We start from the raw sequence: 21,581 nt of genomic DNA, 5'->3' as shown, positions 1-21,581 counted from the left end.
TGCTAACCTGCCCTATACGCCTACTACTACTGTCCAGTGTATATAATCACCCCTTGTAATATTTAAGAAATTCATAAAATAACTTCTTAAACAAGATAATGGCTTATGTAACTGTTCATTCCTAAAATTCAATATCCATAGATACTTCTCCTTTAATAAGCTTTACTAACCTGCCCGTTAGCTTAATGAAACAGATAAAGATTCTCATCAGAATTGGTACAATGTTCTTGTTCCACGACATTTTTTATGAGAAACCTGTCAGCTCGATACCATTCTATAAACGAGTCAATAAACGAGAAAATACCTGCCCCTCTCCCGGGCAGGTATTAAAGGTGAATCGTATGAATGGCTTACCAACATCGGTCACTAAATATTAGTCCAGAAGGCTGTAAATCTGAATGCTCTCCACCTTGGCATCCTTGATATGAAACGACATCACATCCACATAATTGGATGGCTCGTAACGGAAATCATCCTCCTCATTAGGGGCTCCATCACCAAGCAGTTTCCCCTCAGGGTAGGCGTTTTTTAGTGTATCCAGGCTATCTCCTGCTTTAATGTTTCGCACTGTCGCGTACTTAGGATCTGTAATTTCGATATGAAAAATGGAGTCTTGTTTCCCCTCCGGTATACTGATTGTTTTAATCTCCAGACCAGGATACGTATAAACCTTTTCTGTAAAACCGATTAACGTATCCATGTTTGTTCCATCGTCGGCACTGTACGTATGAGATTTCAGGTTATCCGGTTTGCCCAGCATCTGTTCCATCTGATCTTCATTCGCTGTATCCGAAATCGCAATGGTGTGCTCATTATAGACAAAAGCAAGCTCCTTCAGCACCACATTGCCTTCCTTCTCCATCGAACCTTCCTTAATCGCTTCACCACTCTGTTCCACTGAATTTTCCGAAGCAGGTGCGGAATTCGATACTCCTTCGCCTTTGGCCTGTTCGTCGGGCGTATTTTTTTCAGCCGAGTTCTGCGCCGCTTCTGGCGAATTGGCACCACTTGACTGACAGCCCGTCAGTGCCATCGTTAGTAAAATACTCAGCAGGATAACAGCTGTAGCTTTGTTTATCAATTTCATCATGATCCCTCCATAAATGTGTGATTTCTTCTTATGAAGTGATTATAAAAAAAGCATTTGTTAGTCTCATAACAGAAATGTATCAATCTTGTAACGTTAACTATTTATGCACGGGGTAACACAATCGTAACGGTCGTTCCTTCCCCGATTTGACTTTCCATGTCAATATATCCATTAAACCGCTCTACAATCTCTTTGCAAATGGAAAGTCCAAGACCTGAACCGTTTGCTGTGCTTGCATTTTTCGCCCGGTAAAAGCGTTCCTGCACTCGCTCCAGCTCATCGCCCGCGATGCCGATTCCTTGATCGCTTATCCGAATAACCACCTCACTCGGCGTATGTTCCATCTCTACTTTAATCTGTGAGTGATTGTCTGCGTATTTGATGGCATTGTCCACAAGGTTGGCGATCGCATGGGACATTAACATTGGATTTATGTTGGCGTAAACTCTTGTCGTTCTGTCTTCATCCGGTTCTCCCTCCGCTTTACTAACCATGATCTCGATCCCTTTATCCTTGGCCTTCGCTTCCATATTCATTGCAACTTGCTGAATCAGTTCGTTCATTTCCGTCTTCTGGGCTTCCAGTTCGTTAGAACCAGCCTTGTCGAAGCGGGATAGCAACAACAGTTCATTAATCAAGCGCGTCAGCCGATCCGATTCCTGCAGCAGATGAGCATAGATTTTTTGCAGCTCCTTGTTCTCGTTCTCCCCTTCAACCAAGTATTGAGAGAAACCACGAATGGCTGCCAAGGGTGTTTTTAACTCGTGAGATACGTTGGAGACAAATTGTTTCTGGTACTGAATGTAATCATGAAGCTGCCGCCCCATGGAATCCAGCCCATCTGCCAGCATGCCCAGCTCATCCTTCCGGTTTAGATGAACTCTCCGAAACTCCTGTCTAGAGAAACTTTGCGCAGCGCCAAGCAACAGCTTAATCGGCTTGGTTGTGCTGCGGGCAATCCACAGACTGGATAACGTAATCAGTACAATAAATCCACCTGCACCCGCAAACAGGATATTACGGATTTGATCCATAATTGCATAAAAGTAGGAAATGTCCTCCACGAACTCATACACATAAGCGTTTTGATAGTATTGATCCTGAATGGGAGTGGCAAAATAAAGCAGATGATCTTCCGTTACAGTGTAGGCATAACTGCCGCTGAGGGCTTTCTCAATATTCTTTTCAAAAATAAGAGGTTTGCCATCATTAATGATGATGCCATCCACAGCCAAGCCCAGCAACTGCTTTGAGCTATCATAGATACGTACTTCCTTGCCTGAAGCTTTCAGCTTCTCCAGAGCAAGTCTGACGATTTCTTTTGTCTGCGGCTCTCCTGTCGATGATCTATGCTGTGCCAACACCTCACGGAAGGACAACTCGGACAGATCCGCCTTCTCCATCATCTGTTTTTCAATGGTAATGAAGCTGTAGTAATCGATGGCTTTATTCACCGCAAAAATGATGATGCCAAAGGACAGCACGGAGAAAAATAAATAATTCAGCAGTAACCGGGTTGCATACTTCAGGCCTCGCCACCTCCAAGTTGATAGCCAAATCCATAGATCGTCCTGACATACTTCGGTTCGTCCGCGTTATCCTCCAGCTTCTTCCGTAATCGCATGATGGTCATATCCACACTGCGACTGTCTCCCATAAAGTCATATCCCCATCCGATCTGCAGCAGCTCATCCCGGGTAAAGATTTTGTCTGGCCTTTTGAGTAACGTTTCCAGAATTTTAAACTCCTTGGCCGTTAAAGACACGGGTACACCGTTTTTCAGCACCCTTCGGCTTTCCAGATCAAATGTCAGCTCTTCATGAATGATGCGTGTAGATTTCACTTCTGTTCCTTCACTTGATTCCTCCTTGCTCTCGATTCTTCTCAGAATCACCTTGATCCGAGCGAGCAATTCACGATTGTCAAAGGGTTTGGTCATGTAATCTTCCGCTCCTAGCTCTAGTCCGAGCACCTTGTCGATTACCTCATTTTTGGCAGAGAGCATAATCACAGGAACGGCACGTTTCCCGGTGATTTCCTTGCACAGGTCATATCCCGAGCAGTCAGGCAGCATCAAGTCAAGCACCACCAGGTCCGGCCCAAAAGCATCCACCAGCTGCAGGGCTATTTTACCGTTTTCAGCCGTTTGAACGTCGTAGTTTTCTCTTCTCAGTACGAGCTCGATTAAATCTCGGATTGCGACTTCATCGTCAATGACAAGTATTTTCTTCAATGTGCACCCCTTCTAGCCTTCTTACCCAGCTTCAATCATCATTTACCCTCATCTTAGCACAGACACTTTGGACTCCTCCACCAACTGGAAGATGAGGTATATTCCACTGAGCCCGACATAACTTGTAATAAACCCGGGCCGGTGATTGGCGGATTTCATATTATTCCAGCCATCGTTGGCTCGATTATTGCCCTGCTCATCTTCTTCGCTATGGCACGCGGCGGAGCCTTCCGAAGACGTTAACAAAGAGAGGTGGAAACCGATACCGTCGTTCATTAGATATTTTTATAAAGATGCTGTCAGGGCATAAAGGTACAGGATAAACATAAAAAGGACCGAAAGCATTCATCGATGGAAGATGAACACTTAAGGTCCTTTTTTATTTTTGTGGAAAATAGCCATTGCTTTAATCATGCTCACCTGTTTTATGTGATATAGGTAAACTATCTTTGGTAGGTGAGTTTTCATAACAAGCAGATTATCTGCTCATAAATCTATGGCGGACAATTGTATATATGTACGCCATAGATTTATGCAAAATATTGCTATTTTCATTATTGGTGTATCTACCCCTTAACTCCGTTGTGCTTCTAATTCTTTCAAGGTAGGATAATCCGTGTAGCCTTTACTTCCCGCTGCGAAGAAGGTTTTAGGATCTGCCTCATTTAATGGAGCTCCTGTTTTAAGGCGCTCTACTAAATCCGGGTTAGCTAATGACCATGCACCAACTGGTACGATATCAGCTATGCCGTTATCAAGATCGATACTCAGATCTTCCAGAGCACGTCCTGCCCGGTTGACTAATAGTGGATTGGTCCATATGGAGCGGATGTCCTGGAGCAGCTTTTCATTTCCAAGATGCATCACATGAAGGTAAGCCAAATCCAGCTTCGCTAATTCTTGAACCAGGTAGACATACAGTTCAGGACCTTGTTCCCCATCTTGAATTCCTCCAAGAGGTGTTCCCGGCGAAATACGGAAGCCTGTTCTTTCTGCGCCAATTTCTTCTACAACGGCTTTCGTCACTTCAATCGCGAAGCGGGCCCGGTTTTCGATTGATCCTCCATATTCATCCGTCCGTGTATTCGAATTTTCACCAATGAATTGATTAATGAGATATCCGTTAGCTCCGTGAATTTCAACGCCGTCTGCACCAGCTTCAATTGCGGCTGCTGCTGCCTTGCGGAAATCGGCAATGGTCGTCTGAATATCTTGATGGTTTAACTCGCGAGGAACAGGAATGTCCTGCATGCCTGTAGCGGTAAACATCTGAACACCAGGCGCAATCGCTGACGGCGCGACGGGCTGACGATGATGAGGTGTATTGTCGGGATGCGACATACGTCCAGCATGCATTAACTGGATGAACATAAATCCGCCTGCTGCATGAACGGCATCCGTGACTTTTTTCCACCCTTCAATATGGTGTTCGGTATAGATCCCCGGCGACCAAAGGTATCCTTGACCATCATCAGATGGTTGCGTGCCTTCGGTAATTAGAAGCCCCATCGATGCTCTTTGCGCATAATACAGTGAGCTTAATTCTCCCGGGGTACCGTCTACTTCTGCTCTGCTGCGAGTCATCGGTGCCATAGCTAAACGATGCGGCAATTCCAGGTTACCGATTTTGGTTTCACTCCACAATTTATTCATTTTTTCCACTCCTCTTTAATTTTAGTTCAAACAGTAAGCGTAATTAAAATAGATGCGGGTATAGAGTAGAAACGCCACCGGAGAGTCCAGCTTGAATCATTCGACTGTTCTCATCGGCAAGAATCTCAAAGCTGCCGCTTTCGATGCCATCAATAGCCATTTTTGCAACATCTGAAGGGTTCGATTTGGGAGCATCAACACCGGCTGTCATGTCTGTCTCCATAAATCCTACATGTAAGCCTGCAACTCTAATCTGCCGAGGATACAAATTCAAACGCAGATCGTTCGTTAACGCCCATTCTGCAGCCTTTGCAGCAGTATAAGCCCCCGCAGTTCCGCCACTGAACCAAGATAATACGGAAAGAATATTCAGCACCGAGCCTCCCCCGTTGTTTTCGATGACTGGTGCAAAAGCGCGAACCATGGATAACGTACCGAAGAAATGCGTATCCATTTCCATTTGGATTTTTGCCAAATCCCCTTCCAGCAGTGAAGCGCCTGTAGATGATCCTGCATTGTTGATTAAAAGGGTAACGTCTTTAGCAAGGCTGGCAGCTGCTGCTACCTCTAGTGGATTGGTTACATCAAGCTTTACAGGTGTAACGCCTGGAATATCGATGGTGTCGGGATTTCTTGCCCCTGCGTAAACCTTAGCCCCTCTAGAGAGAAGCTCAAGCGTAAGCTGGCGGCCAAGACCCCTGTTTGCTCCAGTAACAAATGCGACTTGTTCAGAAATGTTCATTGGATTAGCTCCTTTTTTTGTTTTTTGATTGTAATCATTCATTATAAAATCAGGATTCAAAGGATCGAGAATGATCGTTCTAATAAGGGTTCAAAAAGCACTATTATATAAAGATTATTTTAATGAGGGATAGATAAACGATTTAAGAACGATCATACTAGAAAATGCAGATTACGGAACAGAATCGCCTTTTCTAATACCACATTCTCTTCGAATTCCTTACTATCCGGTTCCCTTCCTGTTATTCAAGATAACATATCGAGAACGATCGGTAGAGAATTTTGAGGAGTCACCATTTATTCATGCTTATTGCATTGATTTTAGGAGCATTCGCCCCCACGTATGTGTGATGAAATCCGGTGCGAACTTCATGGAAAAGCGCATTACTTTCGTAAACCCCGCATTTATTCGCAGTTTATTTTTCTCCATCCCTTTAATACCAACATGTACAAGCTTCTCTAACGGCAAAGAAATTATCTTATTCAAGAAGCCTTCGTTAAAAGTGTCTGTGAGATTGGTTTCAGAAATAACCGGCGGACAAAGTTCCACTACATGTATGTTTTTACCTTTAGCCCGAATTTGCTCACGTAATGCATCACTAAACATGTGAATGCCAGCTTTTGTAGCAGAATACGTTGGTGCGTTGGCAATAGTAATATTAGCAAGTATAGAACTAACGTTAACAATCATTGCCTCCTGTTGTTTAGCTAACAGTGGTAAGAATGCCTTGGTAATGTAGATTGTCCCATTCAAATTTGTGGAAATTTCTGCAGTAAGATGCTCGTAAGTGACTATCTCATCAAACAAGTCGAATTCGTGTATAATACCTGCATTATTCATAATAATATCCAGTTTGGGATAGTGAATGATTAGTTCCTTCGCAAGTTTCTCTACACTATTGGGATCACTAACATCAGCTACTATACCGATAAGGCCGGGATTGTTTTTTACGATCTGGTCGATTCGTTGTTGTGAGCGCCCTGTTATGATTACAGTATTCTCCATATCGAGCAAACGTTTTGCAAAAGCAAAGCCGATGCCAGACGTACCGCCGGTCACCAAAATGGTTCTGCCTTTCAGTTTCATAATCATCACTCTCTTTTTTCAAAATCGGATAATCACTTTCCCTTTTGGATGACCTGTAGCAACAAGATTTAGGGCTTCATGGATATCTTCAATGCGGAACTCTGTAGGGTCTACCGCCGGTACGATCCGGTTCTCTTCAATAATCTTTGTAATCTTCCGTAACTGCTCTCCATCGCTGCCTACAAAGATGAAATGATATTCGATCTTCTTTTTCTTAGCTTTGTGGTCATACTTAGCTCCGGCAATACTGAATAACTTTTGTTTCCAGCCAGGCAATCCCATTGTTTTGGCGAAACGTTTATTAGGGCCTGTTCTTAGAGAAAGGAGATGACCGCCTGGCTTAATAATGGAGAGTTCATGATCAAATTCACTGGGTCCCAAGGTATCGATCACATAGTCAAGATCGCGAAGTCGTTCCCAATAGTTCTCCGTTGTGTAGTCAATGTAATGATTCGCTCCAGCGGCCATTGTACGTTCGCGTGCTGTTGGACTTCCACTAACGATGACCTTAAGCCCCATGCTTTTAGCTATAGGAATAGCCATTTGGCCAAATGAACCAGAGCCGCCGGGAATGAATATGCTTTCGCCAGCTTTTGCAGCTAGCTCTTCATGTAAACTTTGATAGGCTGTCAATCCTGTTAAAGGGGCAGCCGCACCGGTTACAAAATCCAGATTATCCGGTAAGGGAGCGATGGCATCCGCATGAATCGCCGCGTATTCGGCAAACGCTCCGATTTTTTGCAGCGGAAGGCGCGAATAAATGGCATCACCAACTTGGAAACCAGTGACGTTCTTGCCAATCTTCTCGACAATACCTGTGAGCTCATTACCGAGTGTCAGTGGGAACTCATAGTCCTGAATTAACTTCACGCTTCCAGTAGCAATAAGCAGTTCCAAGTGGTTGACCGCCGCAGCTTTCACCTTAACCAGAACTTCGTGATCCGTTATTTCCGGGACTGGGATATCGCGCACTTCAACTTTAAACTGCTTTGAATATTTGGGAATCTGTGCTGCTTTCATAAAAATATCCTCCTATACCCAATTTACCAAGTAACATTTAATAAATTTTGTAACTTGCATAGCAAGCATAATGTTATTTGTTACAAAAGTCAACATTTGTTACTGCATATCTTATATGCTAAAATAGATTAAAGGTATGATTACCGGTTGGTAAAAACTAATTAACGAAAGAAGGGTTGGCAGCACGGTGTGAGACTGGGGTATAACTGTAACTGATCGATTCAAAAAAACGCCCCATATTCACCGGCCATAACAAATGGCTAAAATTACGCAGCAGCTTATCATTGAAACCGCCGAGGCATTAATTGAGCGCACGGAGAAGCCCGAAGTAACGCTCTCACAGATAGCGGATGAACTGAATATCACCCATGCAGCACTCTATAAGCATTTTAAAAATAAACAAGAACTCTGGGCAGCTGTAGCAAAAGACTGGTTTAATCGGATGATTTCAGAACAAATCCGTATAAACAGGGTTAATTTGGCCTCGCCGCAGGAAGTGCTCCACGATTGGCTTTGGGCATTTGTGAATGCCAAAAAACGCGCTTATAATGAGAATCCTCAAATGTTCGCTTTGAATACACAATATGTGGACAGTAATCCATCGGTATTACGTGATGTGCTCTGGGATTCATATCAGATCATTGACGAGTTTATGAATTATCACGATCCTCACTTTGAAAGGGCAGAGGCAATTCTATCTGCTTTTGCAGTGTTTAGTCTCCCCTCTTTTAAAGAATCCTGGAATTCACCAGACTACCAAGAGCGGTTTGAACGCATCTGGAGTTTAATCAAACAGGGTGTTTGAAATGATATCCTATATATAACAAGGAGCAGTGCTGCCTGCCTGAGGTCACTGCTCCTGTTTCATTGCCAATGCTGCCGTCCTTCCTTGCCGGCAGACCATCCATATGAGATTGTTGGCTTGATTGAGAACTATGTACAGATAAATATCTTGCATCAACCCTATACTCCTTACCCTATAACCAACCAATTGATCGCTGCGACTACAAAGTGAAATAACGTTAAACCTAAACTAACCTGCCGTTAGGTTTAACGAAGTAGCAGAAATATTTTTTGTATGATCAATGTACAATGTACTTATTGCAGCTCGGAAAAAGCATTTAGTTCTCTACAACCCTTAGATATTAATCTAATCGGCAATCGAACTATGTTCTTCTCCATTCCGTTTAGGTTAATGCCACTGATGTGAATTCATCCATAGTCGTATATTATTCACTGTATAAAACGCTATAATAGCGACTTTGAATGGAACAATGTTCCTGACCCGCAACATATCCACTCGCAACGGCATCAAACAGCTTGTGGTAGTCCTCTCTTTCCATTGAAGCCATTATTATAAATGCAGGTGGAATATCAATCCCCTTGCATTCTTCGGTACTTAGTCGGAGAGATACCATTGCGCTTTTTGAACGTTTTGCTGAACTGATATATGTCAGAATAGCCACAAGATCTCGCGACATCTGTGACGGAATCGCTTGTGAACCGAAGCCGGCGAACGGCATGTTCATTGCGAAGCTGATCCAGATACTCTTTGGGACTACACCCGTAACGGGCTGCAAAGTTTCTGCGTAAATAAACAGGAGAGAAACCCGTCTGCTCCGCCAGTTCGGTAATCAGCAACTCGGTAGCAAATCCCGTATCTAGCTTCTCCTTGAATTTACGAAGAGCCCCTACTATTTCGTCCTCATCATTGTGCCTCCCTCCTGCTTCCGCTGCCTCATGTACTTTTTGCATCAATTGATACCAGACCGATTACACTTGTGCCTCGCGTACGAGATCACCAGGCACCCATTCCTTTTCGGCTTCCCTGAATAGCTCCCCCATTTCCCCCGTCAGTTCACTCTGTAAAGGTAAGAGAAATGGAAGCCGGAGCCGTTCGATCGGTTCTGGGGCACTCCATTCATTCTCATTTTTTACTAGAGAAGCGCAATCAAACAACAGCATCGTCATTCGAAGTGGGTGCGCCTCGGAAGACTTCATATAGAGTGGCAACCCTGGCCAAAGGTATACTAACGACCCACCTCCAACCTTCATATCCCTATCCTCACAACGGAAAATTCCCTTTCCGCTGTAAATGTAGTAGAAGGTATGCCCGGATACGGTCTGCCGAATATCTTCTCAGCCTGGCAGGGCTGGCTTAGCGATTGAACGAAGGTGTTTTTGTGACCCGCCTTAACGATACGATGAAGTCTGAACCTCCAAAGATTCATTAATTACCTATAATTTAGCGTTTTGCTCAAAAGGTTATGTGTCGTGTCGCCAGATTTGTATTATCATCTGGAGTAACCATTACTTTAGCCTGAAACTATGAAGCCATCAAAGAACTCAGGACACATTCTATCTACCACCTAGCCTTTTAATTCAGTATATTAAGCAAATTAAGTATACAAAAGGTGTTGTAGATTTAAAGAATTCTGTATATGGCTTATCTCAAATTCGTTGGCTGATTGCGATTACGATTAGCGGCATACAGCATGAGAATGGCAATCAGCAGGCTGATGATAACCGGAACTACAGATCCCTCAAGTCCAAAATCACCTCCAGTGAGAAGATAAGGACCTTGCACTTTCACAATTAACAGACCGGCTGTAGTGTGTCCAGAAACAGGAATACCAAGCAGACCTTCAAGGGCATTCCAGGAAAAGTGAAGTCCCATGGCAAACCACAGGTTCCGTCGCCACATAAACGCGGCTCCAAGCAGAACACCTGCTTCTAAGGTTATGGCGAACGCACTCCATAATGTTGCTCCTGTATTCCCAAGATGGGCGATTCCAAAGAATAGAGAAGTCACAGCGAGTGCTGTCCAGCTTCCCAGCAATCTATTTACGGCTTGAAACATTAGTCCACGAAAGATAAGCTCCTCGACAATGGCTGCGCCTAAAGCTGCTTCAATAGAAGCGATTAGAACAGGAACCGTATCCGCATCATTCGCCCATTGAAAGGAGTAACCTCCCAATGAAACAATAATAATAGTCGATAAGGCAATAAAGATAACCCCGGTTAATGCTCCCATAACAGCTTCAAACCCAGCGCCCTTTTTTGATAACTCAGGAATGGATCGACGGGCCAAATATTTCATGGTGAGTATATAGACTATGATGGCTAGAAAGCCCAACGTTAGTGTCAACAGAAGAGAAAGCAAGCCCGGTACTTGCTCTGCTAGCGGCCGGATGGATGCATCCACAAGAATAATGCTGATAGCCCCCGCAATCATCCAGATGATTGGAAAGCGCCAAAATAATTTCCATTTGCTTAATTTCTCATCCATTTGCGAATGCTCTTTGTGTGCAGATCTTTTCTTCATGTCCTGAATCAGCTCCTCTATAGTTTAATGATAGTTATGAGTATAGGCTGAAAAAGTCATAAAGTGACAGTGCGCTTTTGTCATATTAAAGTCATGTGACTATACCCCTAAGAAGCCGGCAACTATATAAGTTGCCGGCTTCTTAGGTAGGTTGTCTTAGTAATTCATGATTCCCGAGTCTCTGGCTTTACGGGCTGCCTCTTGTCTTCCCTTAACATTAAGTTTTGAGTAAATCGTTGAAATGTAATTCTTAACCGTTCCTTCACTAAGAAACAAAGACTCTGCAATATCTTGATTACGCAACCCAGAAGCAAGCTTTTGCAATATTTCAGTTTCACGGCTACTAAGCCCATATTCATTATTTTTAATAGCGGATCCCGTATTCATACTTTTGATCATTTTACTCGCCATCTCTTGCGAGATTAACGTCCCGCCCGCATGAACCACCCGTATGCCTGCAGCTAGATCCTTGGGATGGATGGCCTTAAGAAGATAACCTTCTGCTCCATTGCTTAATGCCGCCATGACATACTCCACTTCCTGATAGGAGGTCAGCATAATAACTTTGATTATAGGCATTCGCTCTTTGATCAGAGCTGTTGCGTTAACACCATTCATGACTGGCATATTGATATCCATCAGTACCATATCGGGCCGAAACTGATGACAGCCTTGGACTGCTTCTTCCCCATTTTTCGCTAATCCAACGATTTCTATATCATCTTCCATGGACAGTACGATATGTAGGCTCTCCAGAATTAATTCCTGGTCATCCGCAAGTAATACTTTAATTTTCCCCATGCAGCCCCACTCCTTTCAAGGGGATTTCACACCTGACTTCGGTGATCGTTTCAGCTCCCACCTCTGATGATACAAACAGGCTCCCCCCCAGCCGCTCTACTCGATGTTTCATCGTAGTCAACCCGAAGCCATATTCCAATTTTTCAATCGGTTTCCCATTATTCCGAACAACCAATTGCAGAACGAATTCGGAAAATTGAAGCTCCACATTCAGTTGTGACGCTTTTCCATGTTTTAGTGCGTTCGTAATAGACTCCTGGATGACCCGCAGAATCGCCTGGCGTACTTCAAAATGCGTGTGCTGCTCTGTTCCTAATACATTTAACGTCAGAATAATTCCGGTATGTTCCCGAAAACTGGCCACATAGGCCTTAACCTGCCGTACAAGATTCGACTCCTCTTCTTCCCCAATCTCATGAACAATATTTCTCATTTCGTCCAGATTTTGTTCAGCCAATGCTCTTAAACGAATTAACCGTTCCTTGACCTCGGCAGGCTTACGATCCATAAGAGCAATGGAAGCATCCAGACTCATAATGAGTGAGACAAAGGAATGCCCCAGGGTATCATGAAGTTCCTTGGACATACGATTGCGCTCTTCAAGCAGAGTCATTTTCTCAATTTCAGCAGCGTAGTGGGTTAACAGCTTATTTTGCTGCTCTACTTCAACCACAAGTTCATTTTTCTGGTAATACGCTTTGGCCACGAAGCTAGCCCATATGCCGATAAAGCAGAATAACACATTATCTGTCCCGCTGCTAAAGGCTTGTTCCCAAGGTAACTTTAAATAAGACTGAAAGATAAAAGGAATGAATAGAATTGCGGGAATGACCCATAGTGTCTGCTTGGTCAATAAGTACCCCATTGTTAGACTCGGCAGCAGGTAGTCTGCTTTGGAAGTCAGTTCCGGATGGATGACAGAGTTCACATAATAAGTACCTCCCAACAATAGCTCCGCGATACAAAACCAGACCTTGCTCATCCGCCGTTGAGGAAACCAGAATATCATAGGAACGATCAGCGCTGCCATTAGCCAAATGACGTTTAACCATGTTCGGTTCGACAGGTCACTTTCTGTAAACAGTCGTGATGACAGCAAAATGTAATGGTACAAACGAAGAGCAAAAATACCCCAATCCATAAAAGACAATATCTTTCTCATGTCATCATCCTACACTGTTTTTCAGTAAAAATATCCATACTTGTGAATCTAGTGTATCACTATATATTCAACCCAACAATTCTTTGAGGTGTCGATCCTTCATGTAGGTTCCCGGTGCTTCAGCTCGAGGCGATAACGCTGCTCATTTTAATAACGTTTTCGTTGGTTTTAACAGGTTATATTCCTTTTCCACCAAGTGGATGAAGTTTAATTTGCTCTATACCTGCAATTAGGGGTCTTGCCATCTGGATGAGCACTTTTGCCTCTCCTAAGGACAATGTTGTTTGATGAGCCAATGGATCATTCCATATTTCAGTAACCCCCTTGTTTTCTGCTTATCAAATACTCCAAGACAAGCAAAATCCCAGATTGTTCAACTATTTTTAACATAGAATCGCAAGTTTAAGTTAGTCTTTTGGCTTATACTTTGCTTTTAAAATTCATGTTTCCAATCCAATCGTATATTGCACCCATAACGATGTCTGATTTTCACTTCACAATTTTATAAGGTGGGCTTCTTTTTATGGTGACAAATGTGATTATAACTAAACTCTGCTGCCAGTTAGTTGAACAAAAGCAGCCGACGTGTTGATCAGCTGCTTTTTAGGTATTATTAAGCTATTGTTTCTACTTTAGTTTAATGAACATTTACAATTACTAATTCAGGAGAAACTGATCAGAACTGAACTTACCGAGAATAGCAACTCGCCTTCTAATCTCCATCGTAAGAGTAATTTCCAACAATGGTGTTCGGCTTAGTTGCTGTACGTTTTTGGATCCCTTTTGATGGGTTTTGGCGTATCATGATTTTTATCCTTCCAAAATACACATCTCATCTCATTACAATTAAACTCCATCAGATTCCTTAATTCGCCTGATTCCTTTCACGATCAGCTCCTTGATATTCTCCCGCAGCGAGTAAATGACCGGTGCCGAAGGGATGTCGAATTTCAGATGTGAGTGGGGAATTTCCGTAAGTAGGGTGCCGATAGGGCTTCCATGATTGTCATAGATCACGTTCCAAAATATTCTCGATCTCTTGTCTTCTGTACCCCATTGTTCAATGGAGTTCCGGAAAATCAAGCGCTTGGCGATAACGAAATCATTCTCTTCAAGCTTTTCCATAGTCCTGAAACCAGTACCTTCCAGATGCTCGAATATGAATGGCAAAAGTTGATCTAAATAAAGACCATAGGCTGCATCTTCGATTTCAACAAAAGCAGACGTCAATTGTTCATGCATGGATTCGTACACAGCCCTCCACTCGGACTGGATATAACTGTTGGCTACCTCACTTATTTCTTCGATTGTCATGTCTTGCCGAAAAATCTGGAATCTATTTTCCACAAGCAAACGCCTCCTTTTCTTCATTTCAATTCCATTGTATAACTTTCAAGCCAATTGGAAGGTTTAGCATCAAAAGAGAAGGAATATCAACTATTATTATAGAAAAACCTTATAAGTAAATTTAATGTTGATCCATTGTATCGAGGAGAGATGACGAGTGACGATGCGCCCAAAACAGATGGCGGCGAAATTCAAGATTAGCGCTAGTACGATTAGGAATTACGAAGCAATAGGCCTAATACCTCCAGCTGAAAGATCTTCAAATGGATACCGTATTTATACAGACCAGCACGAAGCCTATCTTTCGTGTATCCAAGCCATGGCACCAGCATTCGGAATGGAAGTGACGGCCGAGGTGCTTCGTTGTCTCCATCGGGGCAAACCAAATGATGCAATGTGGATCATTAGGGGAAAAGAAGTTGTTTTGTTTGAGGAAAAAGAGAAATTAGATAAGTTAATTCAGGATATTCGGATATACGCTAATGAGAATAAGTCTGCTTATGCCGAGAAAGCGTTCAACATCAACGAAGCATCCAAATTAACGCAGGCTCCCAAATCAGCAATCCGCTATTGGGAGCAAATGGGATATGTAAGGGCAGATCGTGACCCTGACAACCGTTATCGTCAATTTAATGGATCACATTTACTGAAAATCAGGTTGATTCAAACGCTACAAAGCTCCGTATATTCAGAAGATACCGTACATTTTAGGCAAGCCATCGTCGCGGCCGAACATACGGATCTTCAGGGGATTTTGAATGTGGCTGAGAATATCAGGACTTATCTAGATAAGGTCATCGAATCCCAAATATGTGGGATATCCTACTTACATCACTTAATTCAGTTTAAAAAAGATTCAATCTTCGACGGAGTTAGAATCATTCAACCAAATCAGAATGAACATGACGATTAGATTATGAAGGATTAAAACTGTTCAACTAACCAGAGCAACGAAAATTCTTTCTTGAAGCGGTAATGCCCCAATCTATCCTGTTGTTGAGCTATCCTGCCTTAAGCTTAATGAAACAGATAAAGCTTCTTAGCATTCTTAACCGTTTCAACAATGAACAGGTGCTTGCTTTCGATCTAAAACAACCTAGTTCCTGATAAAAAAATCGTTATTCAAGCGAAGTCTTATATTCACAATGTTCTGTCCTTAGCGTGGGACAAGACTTGGTACCTTAAAACAAAAAAGCCGCTATAATAGCGACTTGAATGGAATAATGTTGTTGTCTAGCGACATGAAAGGGAGCAGTGCCCATTGGCTAACTATCCCCTAGTGGATTTTATTTCTTACTTTTTGAAAAACGTTATACTAAGATGTTCTTGCTTGGCTGAACATTTTATTGACTTCTTTTTTGACATCCGTTTCCGGCATACCGGAATCGGATTTTTCATTTATAAGGATTCCCCATTACTCTCTATAACCTGTTTATACCAAGCAAATGAATCCTTGCGATATCTTTGCAGTGTTCCTTGACCTGCATTGTCCTGGTCTACGTAAATGAAGCCATAACGTTTACCCATTTCGGATGTGGAACAGCTAATTATGTCGATAGGTCCCCAGCTTGTGAAGCCCATCAAATCCACACCATCCGCTACTGCTTCCTTCATTTGCTCAATGTGCCGACGCAGATATTTAATCCGATAGGTGTCATGAATGGAGCCGTCTTCTTCCAGTTTGTCAGTAGCCCCAAGGCCGTTCTCAACAATGAATAGAGGCATCCGATAACGGTCGTACAAACGGTTCAGCGCAACACGAAGACCGATTGGATCAATTGGCCAACCCCATTCGGTAACTTCCAAGTAAGGGTTTTTCACTTGACTAACCAGCATGCCAGAGTTGCTGTTGTCGTTCGGGTCGTATTTTCCGATATAGGTCATGTAATAACTGAATGCAATGAAATCGACCGTGTTATCTTTAATAATCGCATCATCCTCAGGTTCCTTCACCAGTTCAATCCCGTTCTCCTCAAAATATCTATTCATGTAGGATGGGTATTCGCCCCGTGCCTGAACCTCTGGATAGAACAAATTCATCTGATCTTCCTTCAGCGTTTGCAGAACATCCTCTGGTTTACTTGATGCAGCGTACGTTTCCAGACGGCAAATCATACAGCCGATTTGGGCGTTTGGCATCTTCTCTTTACCACTTTTTACAGCCAATGCGCTTGCTACAAACTGGTGATGAGTCGCTTGATAGGCAACCTGCTCTTTGCTGCCTTTGATTTTATCCTCAAGGATACCGCCACCCGTATACAGGCTAGTAAGGATCATGTTCATTTCATTAAACGTAATCCAGTACTTAACTTTGTCTTTATAACGGTCAAACAGGGTGTTGGCGAATTTCAGATACAGATCAATGAGTCTGCGGTCCTCCCAACCATTGTACTTCTGAGTTAAATGTATAGGCATTTCGTAGTGGGAGATGGTCACAAGCGGTTCGATGTTGTGTTTCAAGAGCTCATCCAGCACATTGTCATAGAATGCCAGACCCGCTTCATTAGGCACCTCTTCTTCCCCTGTAGGGAAAATGCGTGTCCATGCCATAGAGATCCGTAATACTTTGAATCCCATCTCAGCGAACAAGGCAATGTCTTCTTTATAACGATGATAGAAATCTACTCCGTTGCGTTTCGGGAAATACACATCGGTGTTTCCTCCCAGGAACTCTTCAAGCTCTACGGAATTGACGTCAAAGGTAAAATCCTTGCCATTACGAAGTTCCTTGGGTACGAATGGAGCCATGTCCGAAGTCGATAGCCCTTTCCCGTCAGCATCAAAAGCTCCCTCCAACTGATTGGCTGCTGTAGCGCCTCCCCACAAAAAGTCTGCTGGGAATACTTTTTTAATGTCTTGTTTTGTCATGATGGTTGTGCTCCTTTTATATTGTAGTTTGTGTTTAAAGTTGGAATCACTTCATATGATAAAAATGAAAAACGTTTAGCGAACGGTGAGAAGAAGCAATTCATTCATTGAAATCACCCCCTTCACATGTACTGGCACAACATCCAAATAATCCGGTGTATTCGTTACAATGACGGGTGAAACAATATCCAGTCCCGCCGCTTTGATGCTCTCCAGATCGAATTCAACAAGCGGCTCGCCCAAGCGGACTGCTTGTCCCACTTCAACTTTGACATCAAAGAACTTCCCTTTGAGCGAGACCGTATTTAATCCGACGTGGATGAGTATATCAATCCCATCCGTGGATTGAAGCATAATGGCATGTTTACTTTTGGCCACCATCGTGACTGTTCCATCAAAAGGTGCGGTCACTTTGCCTTCTGTCGGTCTGATTGCAATCCCTTTACCTGTCAGCTCATCCGCAAATGTTTTGTCTGGAAGCTCTGAAAGTGGAACAAGTTCCCCGGTAAGTGGACTCTGTATTTCACCTTTCTTCTCTTCGATGGAGTGAACCGTAACTGGCAATCCGTTCTCCTTCGGCAAGGTTTCAGGTTTCACTTCCATCGGTGGGAAGTCTGACGCAGGCAATGGCTGTGGTTCCGAATCATCCCATTTCAGCATCAAAGTCAAGATGAACGAAACGATGAAACTCATGGCGACTCCAATTAACGCATACCAGAAGTTGGACATTCCCCCCTTCGGGTCGATGTATAACGGCAGTGATAGCAATCCGGGAACAGCAAAACCAAAACATTTCAGGCCAACTGCTGTTATAAACCCACCGCCAACGGCACCACCAACGATTGATGCGTAGAACGGTTTTTTCAACTTTAACGTAACTCCGTACAATGCAGGTTCAGTAATGCCCAGTAAAGCGGAAATGCCACTCGACAGTGCAATCGACTTCATGTTCGGGTTTTTCGTTTTGAGAAATACCGCCATTACTGCGCCAGCCTGACTCATGTTCGTGACCAGGTTGATGGGTAACAAAAGCACGTCATAACCGAGTTTGCTCAAATTTTGCAGTGTGCCCGGGAAAAATGCATAGTGCATTCCTGTCATGACGATTAATGGCATCAAGCCGCCAAGGATAATTCCCGTCAAAGGACCGGAATGGGCAAAGAGCCAAGATATACCTATTTCCAAATAATTGCCGATGTACGTGCCTAACGGGCCGATGGCAATCAACAGAACTGGAACCGTAATGACCAGTACAATCATCGATGTAAAAATGACCTTTACCGGCCCTGGAATAATCTTGTCTACCCAGCGATACACGTAGCTAAGCAACCACACACCCAAGATAATCGGAATGACAGACTGCGTGTAATTCACGATTGACACAGGGAGGGAAAAGAAACGAATCGGTTCAAGGTGATTGGCATTGAAAGCATCCAGAATGGTCGGGTACATCATTGTACCTGCCAACGTCAGAGCAATATACTCATTCACCTTGAATTTGCGAGCGGACGATACGGCTAACAGGAACGGCAAAAAATAAAAAGCAGCATTGCCGATAGAAGACAAGATCTGATATTCACCACTGGTTTCGTGCAACAGTCCCAAGGACACCAGCAGTGCCAGAATTCCTTTGAGCATACCGGTGCCCACAATAGCCGGCAAAATCGGTGTGAATATGCCCGAGATGGTATCCAAAACGGCGTTGATGCCTCTGGAGCGTGGAGGCTGTTTGTCATGCTCCGTAGAGGTTCCCTGCTTTAGTTGTCCCTCCAATTCCTCATATACCGCCGCGACGCGATTCCCGATAACAACCTGAAATTGATCGTTCTGAAACTGTGCACCGAGGACACCGTCCAGTTTTTTGATCTGCTCCAGTTGAACCTTTTTTTCATCCTTGACGTTGAAACGGAGCCTAGTGATGCAGTGCCAGGCCTGGGTGATGTTTTCTTCTCCTCCTGTTAATTGGATGATCTCCTTGGACAACTCCCTATGGTTCATGCTGATTCCTCCTCTATTTTTGGCGAAAAAAAAACCAAATGTTTAACCGGTCCGCCGCAGGTGCAGAGTCGGTAACATTTGGTGGTGCCTGATCGAATCAGTAACACTCCATATTCAATTCTTATTCATACGTGATGTGTTAGTCCGCATCGGAATGCGACGTCACTCTCTCGATGTGAATCATTAGGTAAACCATCTCATCAGGAGTAATGGTGAACTCATGCTGCCGTTCCATAAACTCCTTTATTTCTTGCGCACATTGAAAGCTGGAAGGATAACGTTCCGATAACACGTCATACAAAAAATGCTGATCCTTGAACGAAAGTATCTCCCGGTTCATTTGGCGGACGATGAAGTAACGCAGATGGGTGATGAATCTGGAATAGTTCACAGACTCCTGATCCAGCGCAATGCCGAAATGTTGGGACATGATCTCTAGGCTTTCATTGATCATTTTAGTAATTTTTATCGTTTGGTTCATGCTGCCTGAGTCGAGCTGCGAATTCACGAAGTGAAGTGCAATGGAACTCGCTTCGCTAGGGGACATCGTTACGTGAAAAGCTTCGTTAATCCGGTCCACGGCTTGTACGCCCACACGATATTCCACAGGATACAGATGCCGTATGTCCCAGTGAAGGGGATTCTGCACATCCATACCGCTTTTATGGCGTTCAAGTGCAAAATGAATATGATCCGCAAGGGTCAACAGGATCGAACTGTTAAGTTTTTTCCCAATCTTCTCCTGACCTATTTCAATAATCTCATCGGTTATATCGATGATTTGCAGAGGAATATCGTTGAAAAATTGTTCGATTTGCTGGTATTTGTCATTGGCTTCAACTCTGAACATTTTCTGGATCTGGTCCCGATCAAGGTATTGCCCTTTGGCCTTTTTGAAACCAATGCCTGTGCCTATGACAATCACCTCGCAACCTTCGTCGTCTTCGACAAGGGCGATGTTGTTATTCAGTGACTTTTTGAATCTCATGCTGCCTTCACCCCCTATATGACAAAAGCACCACCATTGTCTACAAACACAAGTATACACTCATGTTATCCAGACTGTGGTGGTGCCTGATCGAATCAGTAACACTCCTTATTTAGCTGTATTTTATACCAACAATGTAATCGGTGTCAAGCTTAGGAACAATTACTTGTCTAGGCCGGCAATCGGAACAAGTTCTTGTCATTGACTCGGACATAACTTGTACCTATAAACAAAAACCAGCTGATATTTTCAAGCATTTCAGGTTGGTGGATTTTCCTTTTCCGCGATATACTTTTTTCGACTAACCCAAATAACCTCCACGTGGAGCCTTACGATTATTTTCCTCGGCGGCGTACAAATCCGTTCATTCACTTCTTGGATCCACGGCATTATCGTGCTCTCCCAGTATAAAATGTTGGATGCAATTTGCTAGTTGTTTCGCATGAGTTAGGATAAGCATATGATCGGCCCCTTGGATTTCGGCAAACTGAATCGCAGGGACACGCTTGAAATGTTCGGCGATATTATACATGTCCGGCCATTCTATTGTTCCTTGTATGAATAGAGTACTTACTGCAATTTGCTCTAACCGTTCAATCGTAGGCGGCTCTGGCCACAGGACCTCAAAGGATCTCCACTCGGTAAATACTCTTGTCATGTAGTGAGCATGCATTTCACTGAGAAAACTCCCATGGGGGCTAGCCATCGTAGCCCGATAGTTCGGCCCAGCTAAGGACAACCCCACAAGCTTAGAAATATCGGGAGCGGCCGCATTCACCGATGTCATATAATTGGTGAATTCCTGCGAATATACAAATCCCGTCAATGAAGGAGCAATCACCACAAGTTGCTTCACCATGGAAGGATATAATAACGTAAAATCAGTCGCGACCTGCCCACCCATGGAATGGCCGACAAGTGTTACACGATTTAGCCCGAGATGTTCGAGAAGTTTGCGCAGATCTTCCACAAGTGAAGTCGGCTCTTGCATTGCAGCCGAGCGACCGGTTCCTCGACCATCGAAGGTAATGATATTGAAGGATTGCGCTAGTTCCGGCACCATATACCTCCACACCCTTGAGTCGACACCTCCCGAGTGAATCATGACTATCGGGGATCCCTCCCCTTCGATTTCGTAAAAAAGCTCCACTTGTCATCCTCCTCACTAAGGCAATAATATCCTGTTAATCATTGTAAATTATGACAGGACGTACTGTCGATAACAAAAAATATTCACGCAAATCGTATGAAGTTTTCGCGAAGTCATC

19 protein-coding genes are annotated in these 21,581 nt (G+C 43.6%); 2 read left to right on the top strand and 17 right to left on the bottom strand.

Annotated features, from left to right (window positions below; genetic code table 11):
• Positions 1–373: 373 nt before the first annotated feature.
• From ABGV42_RS04955 to ABGV42_RS04925, 7 genes are all read right to left on the bottom strand, one after another.
• Positions 374–1,090 (bottom strand): hypothetical protein, encoded by a 717-nt coding sequence (locus ABGV42_RS04955; protein WP_347380648.1) that lies wholly within the window; start codon positions 1,088–1,090, stop codon positions 374–376.
• A gap of 101 nt (positions 1,091–1,191) precedes the next feature.
• Positions 1,192–2,544, bottom strand: coding sequence for a sensor histidine kinase (locus tag ABGV42_RS04950; protein WP_347380647.1), 1,353 nt, complete (start codon positions 2,542–2,544; stop codon positions 1,192–1,194).
• Between the two features lie 71 nt (positions 2,545–2,615).
• On the bottom strand, positions 2,616–3,323 hold the full coding sequence (locus ABGV42_RS04945) for a response regulator transcription factor (RefSeq protein ID WP_347380646.1): 708 nt from the start codon (positions 3,321–3,323) through the stop codon (positions 2,616–2,618).
• A 573-nt stretch (positions 3,324–3,896) separates the two neighbouring features.
• Positions 3,897–4,976, bottom strand: coding sequence for an alkene reductase (locus ABGV42_RS04940; RefSeq protein WP_347380645.1), 1,080 nt, complete (start codon positions 4,974–4,976; stop codon positions 3,897–3,899).
• Between the two features lie 43 nt (positions 4,977–5,019).
• Positions 5,020–5,718 (bottom strand): SDR family oxidoreductase, encoded by a 699-nt coding sequence (locus ABGV42_RS04935; protein ID WP_347380644.1) that lies wholly within the window; start codon positions 5,716–5,718, stop codon positions 5,020–5,022.
• 306 nt (positions 5,719–6,024) lie between these two features.
• The gene (locus ABGV42_RS04930; protein ID WP_347380643.1) at positions 6,025–6,804 is read right to left on the bottom strand and encodes an SDR family oxidoreductase; all 780 of its coding nucleotides are present in this window, start codon (positions 6,802–6,804) and stop codon (positions 6,025–6,027) included.
• 18 nt (positions 6,805–6,822) lie between these two features.
• Positions 6,823–7,824, bottom strand: a complete 1,002-nt coding sequence (locus ABGV42_RS04925; protein WP_347380642.1) for an NADP-dependent oxidoreductase — start codon at positions 7,822–7,824, stop codon at positions 6,823–6,825.
• A 256-nt stretch (positions 7,825–8,080) separates the two neighbouring features.
• Between ABGV42_RS04925 and ABGV42_RS04920 the strand changes: the two genes are divergently transcribed.
• Positions 8,081–8,629: a TetR/AcrR family transcriptional regulator gene (locus tag ABGV42_RS04920; protein WP_347380641.1), complete on the top strand. Its 549-nt coding sequence runs from the start codon at positions 8,081–8,083 to the stop codon at positions 8,627–8,629.
• A gap of 569 nt (positions 8,630–9,198) precedes the next feature.
• On the opposite strand, the gene ABGV42_RS04915 is transcribed toward ABGV42_RS04920, so the two are convergent.
• The 6 genes from ABGV42_RS04915 to ABGV42_RS04890 form a co-directional block, all read right to left on the bottom strand.
• Positions 9,199–9,579 carry a helix-turn-helix transcriptional regulator gene (locus ABGV42_RS04915; RefSeq protein ID WP_347380640.1) on the bottom strand — a complete coding sequence of 127 codons (381 nt, stop codon included), beginning with the start codon at positions 9,577–9,579 and terminating at the stop codon, positions 9,199–9,201.
• An 18-nt stretch (positions 9,580–9,597) separates the two neighbouring features.
• Complete coding sequence (locus ABGV42_RS04910) at positions 9,598–9,903, bottom strand: AraC family ligand binding domain-containing protein (RefSeq protein ID WP_347383145.1); 306 nt, start codon at positions 9,901–9,903, stop codon at positions 9,598–9,600.
• Between the two features lie 367 nt (positions 9,904–10,270).
• Positions 10,271–11,149: a CPBP family intramembrane glutamic endopeptidase gene (locus ABGV42_RS04905; RefSeq protein ID WP_347380639.1), complete on the bottom strand. Its 879-nt coding sequence runs from the start codon at positions 11,147–11,149 to the stop codon at positions 10,271–10,273.
• Between the two features lie 156 nt (positions 11,150–11,305).
• Positions 11,306–11,950, bottom strand: coding sequence for a response regulator transcription factor (locus ABGV42_RS04900; protein ID WP_347380638.1), 645 nt, complete (start codon positions 11,948–11,950; stop codon positions 11,306–11,308).
• Complete coding sequence (locus tag ABGV42_RS04895) at positions 11,937–13,112, bottom strand: sensor histidine kinase (protein WP_347380637.1); 1,176 nt, start codon at positions 13,110–13,112, stop codon at positions 11,937–11,939. Before ABGV42_RS04895 ends, ABGV42_RS04900 begins: the two co-directional genes overlap by 14 nt.
• An 846-nt stretch (positions 13,113–13,958) precedes the next feature.
• Complete coding sequence (locus tag ABGV42_RS04890) at positions 13,959–14,459, bottom strand: DUF6022 family protein (protein WP_347380636.1); 501 nt, start codon at positions 14,457–14,459, stop codon at positions 13,959–13,961.
• Between the two features lie 163 nt (positions 14,460–14,622).
• On the opposite strand from ABGV42_RS04890, the gene ABGV42_RS04885 reads away from it, so the two are divergent.
• Positions 14,623–15,372, top strand: coding sequence for a MerR family DNA-binding transcriptional regulator (locus ABGV42_RS04885; protein WP_347383144.1), 750 nt, complete (start codon positions 14,623–14,625; stop codon positions 15,370–15,372).
• Between the two features lie 485 nt (positions 15,373–15,857).
• Here ABGV42_RS04885 and ABGV42_RS04880 read toward each other — a convergent pair whose 3' ends face one another.
• The 4 genes from ABGV42_RS04880 to ABGV42_RS04865 all read right to left on the bottom strand — a co-directional run bounded on the left by ABGV42_RS04880 (position 15,858) and on the right by ABGV42_RS04865 (position 21,418).
• Entirely contained in the window at positions 15,858–17,327 is a 1,470-nt protein-coding gene (locus ABGV42_RS04880) for a glycoside hydrolase family 1 protein (protein WP_347380635.1), read from the bottom strand.
• 75 nt (positions 17,328–17,402) lie between these two features.
• Positions 17,403–19,325 carry a beta-glucoside-specific PTS transporter subunit IIABC gene (locus ABGV42_RS04875; RefSeq protein ID WP_347380634.1) on the bottom strand — a complete coding sequence of 641 codons (1,923 nt, stop codon included), beginning with the start codon at positions 19,323–19,325 and terminating at the stop codon, positions 17,403–17,405.
• A 139-nt stretch (positions 19,326–19,464) separates the two neighbouring features.
• A complete protein-coding gene (licT, locus tag ABGV42_RS04870; protein WP_347380633.1) occupies positions 19,465–20,313 on the bottom strand; it encodes a BglG family transcription antiterminator LicT in 849 nt (282 codons plus the stop codon).
• A 364-nt stretch (positions 20,314–20,677) separates the two neighbouring features.
• The gene (locus tag ABGV42_RS04865) at positions 20,678–21,418 is read right to left on the bottom strand and encodes an alpha/beta fold hydrolase (RefSeq protein WP_347383143.1); all 741 of its coding nucleotides are present in this window, start codon (positions 21,416–21,418) and stop codon (positions 20,678–20,680) included.
• Positions 21,419–21,581 lie beyond the last annotated feature (163 nt).

Origin of the sequence: Paenibacillus pabuli (assembly GCF_039831995.1) — a bacterium.
GTDB lineage: Bacteria > Bacillota > Bacilli > Paenibacillales > Paenibacillaceae > Paenibacillus > Paenibacillus pabuli_C.
This window is presented reverse-complemented; position numbering and strand designations above follow the sequence as displayed.

Coding starts and splice junctions, on each gene's coding strand:
- ABGV42_RS04955 (WP_347380648.1), bottom strand. CDS start 1,090: ATGATGAAATTGATAAACAAAGCTACAGCTGTTATCCTGCTGAGTATT.
- ABGV42_RS04940 (WP_347380645.1), bottom strand. CDS start 4,976: ATGAATAAATTGTGGAGTGAAACCAAAATCGGTAACCTGGAATTGCCG.
- ABGV42_RS04935 (WP_347380644.1), bottom strand. CDS start 5,718: ATGAACATTTCTGAACAAGTCGCATTTGTTACTGGAGCAAACAGGGGT.
- ABGV42_RS04930 (WP_347380643.1), bottom strand. CDS start 6,804: ATGAAACTGAAAGGCAGAACCATTTTGGTGACCGGCGGTACGTCTGGC.
- ABGV42_RS04925 (WP_347380642.1), bottom strand. CDS start 7,824: ATGAAAGCAGCACAGATTCCCAAATATTCAAAGCAGTTTAAAGTTGAA.
- ABGV42_RS04920 (WP_347380641.1), top strand. CDS start 8,081: ATGGCTAAAATTACGCAGCAGCTTATCATTGAAACCGCCGAGGCATTA.
- ABGV42_RS04915 (WP_347380640.1), bottom strand. CDS start 9,579: ATGCAAAAAGTACATGAGGCAGCGGAAGCAGGAGGGAGGCACAATGAT.
- ABGV42_RS04905 (WP_347380639.1), bottom strand. CDS start 11,149: ATGAAGAAAAGATCTGCACACAAAGAGCATTCGCAAATGGATGAGAAA.
- ABGV42_RS04900 (WP_347380638.1), bottom strand. CDS start 11,950: ATGGGGAAAATTAAAGTATTACTTGCGGATGACCAGGAATTAATTCTG.
- ABGV42_RS04895 (WP_347380637.1), bottom strand. CDS start 13,112: ATGAGAAAGATATTGTCTTTTATGGATTGGGGTATTTTTGCTCTTCGT.
- ABGV42_RS04885 (WP_347383144.1), top strand. CDS start 14,623: ATGCGCCCAAAACAGATGGCGGCGAAATTCAAGATTAGCGCTAGTACG.
- ABGV42_RS04880 (WP_347380635.1), bottom strand. CDS start 17,327: ATGACAAAACAAGACATTAAAAAAGTATTCCCAGCAGACTTTTTGTGG.
- ABGV42_RS04875 (WP_347380634.1), bottom strand. CDS start 19,325: ATGAACCATAGGGAGTTGTCCAAGGAGATCATCCAATTAACAGGAGGA.
- licT (WP_347380633.1), bottom strand. CDS start 20,313: ATGAGATTCAAAAAGTCACTGAATAACAACATCGCCCTTGTCGAAGAC.
- ABGV42_RS04865 (WP_347383143.1), bottom strand. CDS start 21,418: ATGATTCACTCGGGAGGTGTCGACTCAAGGGTGTGGAGGTATATGGTG.